The 12,451-nt window shown below is 47.9% G+C and carries 8 protein-coding genes, 1 pseudogene and 2 CRISPR repeat arrays; of the genes and pseudogenes, 4 read left to right on the plus strand and 5 right to left on the minus strand.

The annotated features are described in order from the left end of the window. Window positions 1–17: 17 nt before the first annotated feature. Window positions 18–1,316 (plus strand): phosphopyruvate hydratase, encoded by a 1,299-nt coding sequence (gene eno / locus ACU8XX_RS05375; RefSeq protein WP_000036723.1) that lies wholly within the window; start codon window positions 18–20, stop codon window positions 1,314–1,316. 59 nt (window positions 1,317–1,375) lie between these two features. Here eno and ACU8XX_RS05380 read toward each other — a convergent pair whose 3' ends face one another. After that, window positions 1,376–2,248, minus strand: a complete 873-nt coding sequence (locus ACU8XX_RS05380; RefSeq protein ID WP_001268461.1) for a TPM domain-containing protein — start codon at window positions 2,246–2,248, stop codon at window positions 1,376–1,378. Between the two features lie 13 nt (window positions 2,249–2,261). Then, window positions 2,262–2,403 (minus strand): annotated as a pseudogene (gene yqcG, locus ACU8XX_RS05385) (cell envelope stress response protein YqcG). 138 nt (window positions 2,404–2,541) lie between these two features. Here yqcG and queE point away from each other — a divergent pair. Beyond that, complete coding sequence (queE, locus tag ACU8XX_RS05390; RefSeq protein WP_001199966.1) at window positions 2,542–3,213, plus strand: 7-carboxy-7-deazaguanine synthase QueE; 672 nt, start codon at window positions 2,542–2,544, stop codon at window positions 3,211–3,213. A gap of 338 nt (window positions 3,214–3,551) precedes the next feature. Beyond that, a CRISPR array of direct repeats spans window positions 3,552–4,436; the repeat unit is 29 nt; unit sequence GAGTTCCCCGCGCCAGCGGGGATAAACCG. 209 nt (window positions 4,437–4,645) lie between these two features. On the opposite strand, the gene ACU8XX_RS05395 is transcribed toward queE, so the two are convergent. The 3 genes from ACU8XX_RS05395 to ACU8XX_RS05405 all read right to left on the minus strand — a co-directional run bounded on the left by ACU8XX_RS05395 (window position 4,646) and on the right by ACU8XX_RS05405 (window position 9,816). After that, window positions 4,646–5,758: an IS4-like element IS421 family transposase gene (locus ACU8XX_RS05395; RefSeq protein ID WP_016232034.1), complete on the minus strand. Its 1,113-nt coding sequence runs from the start codon at window positions 5,756–5,758 to the stop codon at window positions 4,646–4,648. Window positions 5,759–5,817: 59 nt separating this feature from the next. Further along, window positions 5,818–6,395: direct repeats of the CRISPR family, unit length 29 nt; unit sequence GAGTTCCCCGCGCCAGCGGGGATAAACCG. A 638-nt stretch (window positions 6,396–7,033) separates the two neighbouring features. Then, window positions 7,034–8,512, minus strand: a complete 1,479-nt coding sequence (locus ACU8XX_RS05400; protein ID WP_000039693.1) for an FGGY-family carbohydrate kinase — start codon at window positions 8,510–8,512, stop codon at window positions 7,034–7,036. A gap of 26 nt (window positions 8,513–8,538) precedes the next feature. Further along, entirely contained in the window at window positions 8,539–9,816 is a 1,278-nt protein-coding gene (locus ACU8XX_RS05405) for an MFS transporter (RefSeq protein ID WP_001164544.1), read from the minus strand. A 319-nt stretch (window positions 9,817–10,135) separates the two neighbouring features. Here ACU8XX_RS05405 and ACU8XX_RS05410 point away from each other — a divergent pair, with 319 nt between their 5' ends. Beyond that, the gene (locus ACU8XX_RS05410) at window positions 10,136–10,921 is read left to right on the plus strand and encodes an SDR family oxidoreductase (protein ID WP_000021322.1); all 786 of its coding nucleotides are present in this window, start codon (window positions 10,136–10,138) and stop codon (window positions 10,919–10,921) included. Window positions 10,922–10,990: 69 nt separating this feature from the next. After that, window positions 10,991–12,445 (plus strand): FAD-binding oxidoreductase, encoded by a 1,455-nt coding sequence (locus tag ACU8XX_RS05415; protein WP_000059300.1) that lies wholly within the window; start codon window positions 10,991–10,993, stop codon window positions 12,443–12,445. Window positions 12,446–12,451 lie beyond the last annotated feature (6 nt).

A 12,451-nucleotide genomic window follows, 5' to 3' on the forward strand; every position in this document is an offset into this window, starting at 1 on the left:
GACTTGAGGAAAACCTAATGTCCAAAATCGTAAAAATCATCGGTCGTGAAATCATCGACTCCCGTGGTAACCCGACTGTTGAAGCCGAAGTACATCTGGAGGGTGGTTTCGTCGGTATGGCAGCTGCTCCGTCAGGTGCTTCTACTGGTTCCCGTGAAGCTCTGGAACTGCGCGATGGCGACAAATCCCGTTTCCTGGGTAAAGGCGTAACCAAAGCTGTTGCTGCGGTAAACGGCCCGATCGCTCAGGCGCTGATTGGCAAAGATGCTAAAGATCAGGCTGGCATTGACAAGATCATGATCGACCTGGACGGCACCGAAAACAAATCCAAATTCGGCGCGAACGCAATCCTGGCTGTATCTCTGGCTAACGCCAAAGCTGCTGCAGCTGCTAAAGGTATGCCGCTGTACGAGCACATCGCTGAACTGAACGGTACTCCGGGCAAATACTCTATGCCGGTTCCGATGATGAACATCATCAACGGTGGTGAGCACGCTGACAACAACGTTGATATCCAGGAATTCATGATTCAGCCGGTTGGCGCGAAAACTGTGAAAGAAGCCATCCGCATGGGTTCTGAAGTTTTCCATCACCTGGCAAAAGTTCTGAAAGCGAAAGGCATGAACACTGCTGTTGGTGACGAAGGTGGCTATGCGCCGAACCTGGGTTCCAACGCTGAAGCTCTGGCTGTTATCGCTGAAGCTGTTAAAGCTGCTGGTTATGAACTGGGCAAAGACATCACTCTGGCGATGGACTGCGCAGCTTCTGAATTCTACAAAGATGGTAAATACGTTCTGGCTGGCGAAGGCAACAAAGCGTTCACCTCTGAAGAATTCACTCACTTCCTGGAAGAACTGACCAAACAGTACCCGATCGTTTCTATCGAAGACGGTCTGGACGAATCTGACTGGGACGGTTTTGCATACCAGACCAAAGTTCTGGGCGACAAAATCCAGCTGGTTGGTGACGACCTGTTCGTAACCAACACCAAGATCCTGAAAGAAGGTATCGAAAAAGGTATCGCTAACTCCATCCTGATCAAATTCAACCAGATCGGTTCTCTGACCGAAACTCTGGCTGCAATCAAGATGGCGAAAGATGCTGGCTACACTGCAGTTATCTCTCACCGTTCTGGCGAAACTGAAGACGCTACCATCGCTGACCTGGCTGTTGGTACTGCTGCAGGCCAGATCAAAACTGGTTCTATGAGCCGTTCTGACCGTGTTGCTAAATACAACCAGCTGATTCGTATCGAAGAAGCTCTGGGCGAAAAAGCACCGTACAACGGTCGTAAAGAGATCAAAGGCCAGGCATAAGACTGACTTTATCTGATTTAAAAATGCCAGCCTCCGGGCTGGCATTTTTTATGGTTGAGTTACCAGCGGCCGGATGCGCCGCCACCTCCAGAAGAACCGCCCCCGCCGCTAAATCCGCCGCTATCTGAGCCTCCAGCGGAACCGCTGTTGTCTGAATGATAACTTCTACCAGATGCTCTTTTCTGAAGTACACATAAACAGGTAAAGACCATAAATATGGTGAAAGTAAAAAAGAAGGAAAATACAGCAATGGAAAAAATTTTATCGGAGAACAGGAATAAATCTAAAAGATAGATTGCTGAAATACAGACTCCACTTTTACATGCGCGACAAAAATTACTGCCTTGATGAAAAAACCAGAAAGGGAAGAACATCACTGCAAATACCCAAAAAATAGCAAAGTAATAATGATCACTGGAAGACGCTGATTCACTTTCTGAAGGATTAGTCGGATATTGGTGTTGTGAAGTGAGTTGGTTATTCAAAGCGTTTATAGCTAGCTCTAATCCCTGAGCTAATTTTTGTTGTTTAAATGCGGGTATCATGTTGCTACGGATGATATCTCCAGCCAGAGCATCGGTTACCTTTTCTTCCAGCCCAAAACCTACCTGGATGCGGACAGTGCGATCCGACCAGGCAACAACGATCAGTATCCCATCATTACGTTTGGCATCTCCTAAACGCCAATTGTCAAAAACTCTTGTAGCATATTGTTCAATTGTCTCATCTTTGGTTGTGGAAACAATTAATACAGCAATTTGCACTTGGGTATTATTGAAAATAGATTCTAACTTGTGCGTCAGTTCTTTCTTTTCTTGTGAGTTTAAGCTACTCGTAAGATCCGTAACTTGTTGCTGTAATTGTGGGACAATAGTTGGTTGGGCTGCAACAAAGGAACATACGAAAGTGAACATTAGTATGAAATAGCGCATTATAAATTTCTCATTAAATCTGGATAAATAAATTGACGGCGGCATCGGTAATTTTAGATTCGTTATCATTAAAAAACTAATACAGAAAAAATAAATATAATTTTGGTGAATGTTTTGACATGATTAAATCCATTTTCTTTATTTTCTTCTGACATAATACGTTACACCCTTTAATTATTAACGATATGTTTCGCATTTTTCTTTAAATCTGCATGTAACAGAATGTTAATAAGACATGATTGTTGTGGCAGGATCTGCAATAATTAACAATTATCCACTTCACAGAGAATGCTATGCAGTACCCGATTAACGAGATGTTCCAGACCCTGCAAGGTGAGGGTTACTTTACCGGCGTTCCCGCCATTTTTATTCGTTTACAGGGATGCCCGGTTGGCTGTGCCTGGTGCGACACCAAACACACCTGGGAAAAGCTTGAGGATCGGGAAGTCTCCCTTTTCAGCATTCTGGCGAAGACCAAAGAGAGTGATAAGTGGGGGGCGGCGAGCAGTGAAGACTTGCTGGCTATCATTGGTCGCCAGGGATACACCGCGCGGCATGTGGTGATTACGGGTGGTGAGCCTTGCATTCATGATTTGCTACCACTGACTGATCTGCTCGAAAAGAACGGTTTTAGCTGCCAGATCGAAACCAGTGGTACTCATGAAGTACGCTGCACACCGAATACCTGGGTTACCGTATCGCCAAAGCTGAACATGCGCGGCGGCTATGAAGTGTTGTCACAGGCACTGGAGCGAGCCAACGAAATCAAGCATCCAGTGGGGCGCGTACGCGATATTGAAGCACTGGATGAACTACTGGCAACGCTGACCGATGATAAACCGCGAGTCATTGCACTGCAGCCGATTAGCCAAAAGGATGATGCCACACGTTTGTGCATTGAAACCTGTATTGCGCGTAATTGGCGTTTGTCGATGCAAACCCATAAATATTTAAATATTGCCTGATTAAACATTTATAAGCGTTATAAATGGGTGGAACCTGTAAAGACTTCTACTCATTTATATATTTTGTCGCCTCTGAAAAACCTCAATTTTGCCCATCCTGGACTAATCATTATCATTCTCTACAAATTCTGTGGCGTTAATTTTTCGTTGGAGTGAAAATTATTGCGGTAAAGTTTGGTAGATTTTAGTTTGTATAGAGTTATTTTAAATATTTACCTTTTTAATCAATGGATTAAGCGTTCTTTAACATAATGGATGTGTTGTTTGTGTGATACTGTAAAGTTGGTAGATTGTGACTGGCTTAAAAAATCATTAATTAATAATAGGTTATGTTTAGAGAGTTCCCCGCGCCAGCGGGGATAAACCGTTCCGCGACCCGGCGATAAGGGAAGATGGGTGGAGTTCCCCGCGCCAGCGGGGATAAACCGTAACGACAGAGGGATTCGGCAGCGAAGAGGATGAGTTCCCCGCGCCAGCGGGGATAAACCGCGTAGTTTCGGCAGTCCAGTGCCTCGTTACGTGAGTTCCCCGCGCCAGCGGGGATAAACCGATAGAACGGGACGAGATTTTTAAACAATGGCTGAGTTCCCCGCGCCAGCGGGGATAAACCGCAATCTGAGCCAGACGCGACGAATAAAAGCATGAGTTCCCCGCGCCAGCGGGGATAAACCGTTGACGTTGATTTTGTTCGTTATGTTGCCAGCCGAGTTCCCCGCGCCAGCGGGGATAAACCGCTCTGATTCATCGGCGGCGATACTGTCATCACGAGTTCCCCGCGCCAGCGGGGATAAACCGGAAAAACAAATAGATGGATAGCTCGATATCATGAGTTCCCCGCGCCAGCGGGGATAAACCGCGGCTTATTGCTCTTGCCGACGGATTACAGTGGAGTTCCCCGCGCCAGCGGGGATAAACCGGGCTGGTGGGTTCGGGTAACTGGTTTGCTGTCGAGTTCCCCGCGCCAGCGGGGATAAACCGTACATGTTGATGACGTTTGCCAAATGCCATGGGAGTTCCCCGCGCCAGCGGGGATAAACCGATTATTAATTCTGGTGGCGCTGGTCGCCCTGGGAGTTCCCCGCGCCAGCGGGGATAAACCGAGCGCGCGCGGGCTACTGCACTCGGTGATAACGAGTTCCCCGCGCCAGCGGGGATAAACCGCCGAGCATTATATCCTGTGCGTCGTTCATTTAGAGTTCCCCGCGCCAGCGGGGATAAACCGCCAGAAAACATGAAAAAACTTTGGGAGGGGATGAGTTCCCATAAGCGCTAACTTAAGGGTTGAACCATCTGAAGAATGCGACGCCTCGGTGCCTCGTTAAGACGATGCCTCGCGTTCTTCAATTGCGTTTTGTAGGCTGTCAGGGATACTGTCCCACGAATGGCCACCTGTAAGCTCCAGATGACCATTTTTGTTATTCTCCACAACGAGTTAGTTCTTCTTTTCGGATCCGGCACTTCTGGGGGGGAAATCCAGCGATGGCTGGATTATGTCGTCAATTAAAAATGCGGCGAGTAGATTAGCAAATATCCACGCTTTCGCGAGTTCAGGTTCCTTTGCACGCAAAGCATCCAGGTGCAGCAAACTTTTGAGCCGCTTAAAAGCCAGTTCAATTTGCCATCGCAGACGGTAACAATCAGCCACTTGCTCTGCTGAATATTCATCTTCCGGTAATGATGTTAGCAATAGCACATGGCCCGCTGCTTCCAGCGTTTCCGCCTGAACTACTCGTCCTTTTCGACGATTCTCGCTGAGCAGTCGGGTTTTACTGATTAATGCTTTTTCGGGAGGAAGTGATACGGCAATGAGACGTGCCGGAAAGGGAGCTCCGGCTTTTTTATTACCTGAATTGCCTATCATTACAGTGGTTTCACCGTTCTTACCGCAATCCAGCCCGCGCAGAAAACCCATCATGTCAAAGCGCATTCCTTCTGCAGTTAACCAGCGCAATCCTCGCCAGTGAACCCGGACGATATAATCAGCTTCTCCAAAAGCAAGTGAGCGGATACATTCGGGACGCGAACCGAATCCCCGCTCAGCAATGCGTATCTCGTCTGCCGTTTGCGCAAATCGGTCCAGCCGTTCAGCGTCTCTGCTGTCGGTTAGCTCAAAATCAGTGAACTGACAGGTATGAGGATCATATCCCATATGTAGTCGCCATTCAGCGCTGCCGCCCCCGGGCGCACTGATTGCTGTTCCATCGACAAGACGCAATCTCTTTCCGCTTGTACAACCCGTAACTGCGGCGCGTACAGCAAGTGTTTGTGCGGCAAGTATGCCAAACCAGTCGGCGGCATTCCGCAGCCGCTTCAGGAGAGCCACGTCAGATAATGTTGCAACGTCATGGAGCTGAGCCCATGCAGTGACTTCACGTAATGACATCCCCCCGGGGCCGTAAGCCAGCCCCAGACGTAGCAGAGTTGCAGCATCACGAATTTCGCGGCGGCGGGTTAGAGCCCCGGCATTACGTGCCGAAGTATCCAGTTCTTCGGGCTTACCAATATGGGCCAGAATTGCTGACCAGTTATCGTGAGAGTAATTCATCGGCACGTTAAATCATATCAGGCGTAATACCACAACCCTTAAGTTAGCGCTTATGGGATGAGTTCCCCGCGCCAGCGGGGATAAACCGCTCTTCAGCAATGAAATCGTCAAACGAGATTAGAGTTCCCCGCGCCAGCGGGGATAAACCGATTACGCCGCCTCGCGTTTTTAGTCATTTCTAGAGTTCCCCGCGCCAGCGGGGATAAACCGCGTGGTCGGGATTGTTGCGCCAGTCTCCGGGGGAGTTCCCCGCGCCAGCGGGGATAAACCGCACGGCTGGCCATTTGAAATACCTGTTGCTCTGTGTTCCCCGCGCCAGCGGGGATAAACCGAACAGCGAGCCAACTGGTTTCAGATTGCTGAAGTGTTCCCCGCGCCAGCGGGGATAAACCGGCGATCTCGCGGAATACACCGACGAGGCGGGCGTGTTCCCCGCGCCAGCGGGGATAAACCGTAAGGCCGTCGCCGGATCAGCCTGGCTATGCCGAGCTCCCCGCGCCAGCGGGGATAAACCGTTCTTGCGGGTGTTGCAAATATTCTTCACGTAGAGCTCCCCGCGCCAGCGGGGATAAACCGGACGCCGCCGCCGCGAAGCCGTTTCCGATGTTGAGTTCCCCGCGCCAGCGGGGATAAACCACCATATAACCCGTTATCTCTTTCTCAAGTTTTTATATTAGCAGTACTTGTAATAAGCAACATATCCACGTAACACCTCATGTTCAAAATAGTTCTCCATGCCAGAGAGGTTCACAATTATCGATACAAAAAATTAAATTTAATCAAAGTGTTATTTGTATGATTCTTAAATCGTTAAGAAATTTTAATCTATTATTTTTTTAATATTGAATTAATGCCTGTTAATTTTTTCTTTAGAATAACAGTATATTTTTTAAGCTTGTTATTCATTGGTTAAGTAATAAATCTGGAAGTTTGTCTTTGTTTTGAGGCTAATGAGTGGTTTTACATAACCGCCTCTATACGCTGTTGATGAATAGTTCTTATGAATAAAGATATCCAGTTCATACTTTAAGTGAAAATTGATAAAGTGCGATTCGTATTGTCTTTTATTCTAAAGACATCGAGTGTAGTTAATATTCCTTGTAAAAACAGGGATAAACCGAACTAGTTAAAGTTTTTATTATGTTCCCTGCATCAGCGGGGATAAACCGGACTTGTTATCATTTTTTAAGTTGTCGAACTTATGTTCCCCGCGTTAGCGGGGATAACCATTCAGGTATGTTCAGGCCGGGCAGTTTCCCGCCCGGCCTTCCTCACTTACGCATTCGACCAGCTCTGGATCGAATCCACATTCCCCAATTCCCCATGCATCACTTCATACGATTTTTTCAGGATCACATCAGTATGTTTGGTTAGGTCTTTGAAAATGCCTTTATTCATCGCGTCGTAGCGTTTGGCATTGCTCTCAATCGGTATAAAGATATCTTTCACGCGAACCATCTTATCAACAGCCGTTGCGTAATCCGGGTATAGCCCCAGACCTACCGCTGTATTAATCGCTGCTCCCAGACTTGCACAACCGTTAATGGCGTTACGGCGTGCCGGAAGGTTGAACACGTCGGCAAAAATTTGCATAAACAGATCGCTGTTCGAACCGCCGCCAGTAATGATCACATGCTTCGCAAAGTGATTCATTTCATTACACATATTGTCGTAATTGTTCTTCAGCGTTAGCGCCACACTTTCCAATATCGAACGATATATCCATGCGTAATCCATGCTGGAATCAAAGCCGATCATAATCCCGCGTTTGTACGGTTCCCACGGATTGGTCAGCCAGTCCAGCACCGTCATCAGCCCATTACAGCCAGGTGGCACACTAGAGGCTTTCTTGTTGAGTAAATCTTCCGGTGAAAGATCCTGCGCCCTGGCATCCTGAATTAACGACTCGCCTAACATGTCACGCAGCCAGCTCACCGTCCACATACCTTTGCGAATACCGTAACCTTCATACAGCAATGTTTGCGGAATAGAAGACATAATCGGCCAGTACGCCACCGGATCTTTCGGCAGTGCTTTGCCGTTCATCATCAATGCGATGTAAGTGCCAAGAGAAATTACCGCAGTTTCATCATCCAGTAATCCAGCCCCCAGAGCTTCTACCGGTTTATCACTGGTGGTACAAACAACCGGCAGTCCTGCCGGGAAATGTGTCGCCAGTGCGGCTTGTGGTGTGATATGTCCGAGGACGGTGCCAGGCATTTGCACATCAAACAGCATATGACGGGGGATATTAAACTTATCCATTACCGCAGCATCTTCGCTCCATGCCCAGCTCTTATAATCCACCGGCCACTGACCAAAATAGTTGGCGATATTGTCTTTAAACTCGCCGGTTAAGCGATGCGTCAGATAACCCGAAAAAGAGGTGACATACGCCACGTCAGGATTCGTATGTTCGTAAGGGCGTGTAACGCGTGCATCCTGCCAGCTAATCAACGGCGCAGCTGGCGTGCCATCGGCTTTCAATAACGCACGGCAGCAACGGATGGATCCCAGACCAATACCGACAATATCTTCTTTATTCCCGGCAAACTGACTCATCAAATCGTGACCGGCAAAACATAATGATGCCCATAAATCGTCGTCAGGATGTTCTGCAGTATCGGCATCTGGCGTGTGCATCGGCTGTAATAAGCCTTTACCTTCGCAAACCACATTACCTTCCAGATCGTACATCACCACTTTTGTGCTCTGACTTCCGCCATCAATCCCTATGATGTATTTTTTCGACATGATTTTTCTCCTGTAATTTTCCTGGCTTACTTGCTGCTAGCCATTGCGGGGGCGCTATCAGCAGTACGAATTTTTTGGAACAGCAAAAAGGTAAAGACAATCACCATGCCGAGCGCCGCCATGCCCATCAGCCACATATTGCGGTAGGCTTCTGCAGCGGGCAGGGTGTCTTGCCAGTGGCCGATAATTGGGTAAACGAAGACATCCGGCAGGAATCCAATCACCGAACAAATACCTACCGTGGTGCCCATAATGTAAGACGGTGTTCTCGCTTCGCCAGGGCAGGCCCAGTACAGCCCGCGTGAGGCGTAACAGGTGAATCCCAGCAGTAAAATCAGGCCAATCCCCATCGCGACCGATTGCGGGTTAGAGTTCGTGACGAGCAGGGCAGTTAACGTCAGCAGGCCGAGTACGGAAAGGATTTGGATCACGCGGGTAGGGGATTTCACTTTGCTGTAGGTGGTGATTATGCCGCCAAGTGGGCCGCACAGCGCGCGGAATATTTTGTTGATCACAATCCCCATGTAGCTCGCCGCCACCAGCGACATGCCATACATTTCGGTCAGATAGTTGGTGGAGTAACTCAGAATGGCGTAGATGGTGAAGACGCCAAAAATCACCATGCTGCAATACCAGGTGGTGCTGATACGCAAAACGGCCAGGATGTCGCTAAGCTGGAATGACTGTTTTTCTTCGTTATTGGCACTGCGCAGGTTGTTGTTATCGCTAACAAAAAACCAGCACAGAATCCCCAACAAGATGTAAACCACACTATAGATGATAATGACCGTTTTCAGGCTGGTGCTGTCATCCGGTGCAAAGCGAGAAAAGACCCACATGGTAAACACCGCCAGCGACATTACACCGACGCCGCGCAGCCCTTCCATCCAGCCCATAATTTTCCCTTGCTCGCTATGATCGCCAAGCAACGATGCAGCTTTAATCGACACCGACCACAGCATTAAAATCGTCGTTATCGCAAAGGCGATCTGAATACAGAGCATTACCCACAGCGGTGGATACGTTGCCATTAACAGACCCAGTAATCCGGTAATGATCATCGCGGAAGTAATCATTTTGCGGTGTGAAAATTTATCGGCAATAACGCCGCTGGGGGCATAAAGAATAATAGCAGCAATACCAAAGGTACTCATTATTAAACCTATCTCGGTATTGCTGAATCCCATAAATTTCGCCATGGGAATTTGATAAATATAACGTAAATAAGCCAGGTCGAAACTAACGCCGCCGCTAAAACTAATTATCGCGAGGGTTATCCAACGGCGATATGAGTTGTGTTGCATATCGTATTCCCATTTGTAATAGACAAAAAAAAGAGAAAAGTAAGCCGCCCTTTCAGGTGGATTACTTTTCTCAGGTCTCTAGTAATTGAAATAATAAATAACATGGAAAGCAGAGGTGTTGTGTGAGAGTAATCACGCTTCTGCTTTTTAAAACTATTTGACAATACGAATATCACACTGTGATTACGATCACATTAGCAGTTATGCCGTTATGCTAAAAATTATCTCCAGTTACCAGAGATAATGAGAAAGGTAACTTCCCTCTCGCGGGGGAAGTTACCTTTCTTTTTTTTTTGCCTTACGGAAATTGGAGCTAACTATGTCAATCGAATCTCTCAATGCGTTCTCAATGGATTTTTTCTCACTGAAAGGTAAAACCGCAATTGTTACCGGTGGGAATAGCGGTTTAGGCCAGGCATTTGCCATGGCGTTGGCCAAAGCTGGCGCAAATATCTTTATTCCTAGTTTCGTCAAAGATAACGGCGAAACAAAGGAAATGATTGAAAAACAGGGTGTTGAGGTGGACTTCATGCAGGTGGATATCACCGCAGAAGGCGCGCCGCAGAAGATTATCGCTGCTTGCTGTGAGCGTTTCGGTACAGTTGATATTCTGGTAAACAATGCCGGTATTTGTAAGCTGAATAAGGTGCTGGACTTCGGTCGTGCCGACTGGGATCCGATGATTGATGTGAACCTGACCGCCGCATTCGAGTTAAGCTATGAAGCGGCAAAAATTATGATCCCGCAGAAAAGCGGTAAAATTATTAATATCTGTTCATTGTTCTCTTACTTAGGTGGACAATGGTCACCCGCATATTCTGCCACTAAACATGCTCTTGCCGGGTTCACCAAAGCTTATTGTGATGAATTAGGTCAATATAATATTCAGGTAAATGGTATCGCCCCTGGCTATTATGCAACAGATATTACGCTGGCGACACGCAGTAATCCAGAAACCAATCAGCGCGTTCTTGATCATATTCCGGCAAACCGTTGGGGCGATACTCAGGATTTAATGGGTGCAGCCGTGTTTCTCGCAAGTCAGGCATCGAATTATGTCAATGGGCATTTATTAGTGGTCGATGGCGGTTATTTAGTGCGCTAATCCATAACGGTGGTTTCTGTTTTCTCTTATTAATGATTTTTCCATTTTTATTATCAGGAAGGAATTACTATGTCTTTATCTCGCGCAGCGATTGTCGACCAGCTAAAGGAAATTGTTGGTGCAGATCGCGTAATTACCGATGAAACAGTATTAAAGAAGAACAGTATTGACCGTTTTCGTAAATTTCCGGATATTCATGGCATTTATACTTTGCCGATTCCGGCAGCGGTCGTAAAACTCGGTTCCACAGAACAAGTCTCCCGTGTGCTGAATTTTATGAATGCGCACAAAATTAACGGTGTGCCGCGTACCGGTGCTTCCGCTACCGAAGGTGGGCTGGAAACCGTTGTGGAAAACTCGGTGGTGCTCGACGGCTCCGCCATGAATCAAATCATTAATATTGATATTGAGAATATGCAGGCCACGGCGCAATGTGGTGTTCCGCTGGAAGTGCTGGAAAACGCGTTGCGTGAAAAAGGTTACACCACGGGGCATTCTCCGCAGTCAAAGCCGCTGGCGCAGATGGGCGGCCTGGTAGCAACCCGCAGTATCGGGCAGTTCTCCACACTCTACGGCGCAATCGAAGATATGGTCGTTGGTCTGGAAGCAGTATTGGCTGATGGCACCGTGACACGTATTAAAAACGTGCCACGCCGCGCGGCTGGCCCGGACATTCGCCACATCATCATCGGTAACGAAGGTGCACTTTGCTATATCACTGAAGTAACAGTGAAAATCTTTAAATTCACCCCGGAAAACAACCTCTTCTACGGCTATATCCTGGAAGACATGAAAACCGGCTTCAACATCCTGCGTGAAATCATGGTGGAAGGGTATCGTCCGTCGATCGCTCGTTTGTATGACGCTGAAGATGGCACCCAACACTTCACCCATTTTGCCGACGGAAAATGCGTGCTGATCTTTATGGCTGAAGGTAACCCTCGCATTGCGAAGGCGACGGGCGAAGGGATTGCGGAAATCGTTGCCCGCTACCCGCAATGCCAGCGCGTGGACAGCAAGCTGATCGAAACCTGGTTTAACAACCTGAACTGGGGACCGGATAAAGTGGCTGCCGAACGTGTGCAGATCCTCAAAACCGGCAACATGGGCTTTACCACTGAAGTGTCCGGCTGCTGGAGCTGCATCCACGAAATCTACGAAAGCGTTATTAACCGTATTCGTACTGAGTTCCCGCACGCCGACGACATCACCATGCTGGGCGGTCACTCCTCTCATAGCTATCAGAACGGCACCAACATGTACTTCGTCTACGATTACAACGTCGTTGACTGTAAGCCGGAAGAGGAAATCGACAAGTACCACAATCCGCTCAACAAGATCATCTGTGAAGAAACCATTCGCCTCGGCGGTTCGATGGTGCACCACCACGGTATCGGTAAACATCGCGTTCACTGGAGCAAACTGGAACACGGCAGCGCGTGGGCGTTGCTGGAAGGGCTGAAAAAGCAGTTCGATCCTAATGGCATTATGAATACGGGTACTATCTATCCGATTGAAAAATAATGTGTC

Source organism: Escherichia sp. MAL-1 (assembly GCF_052948035.1).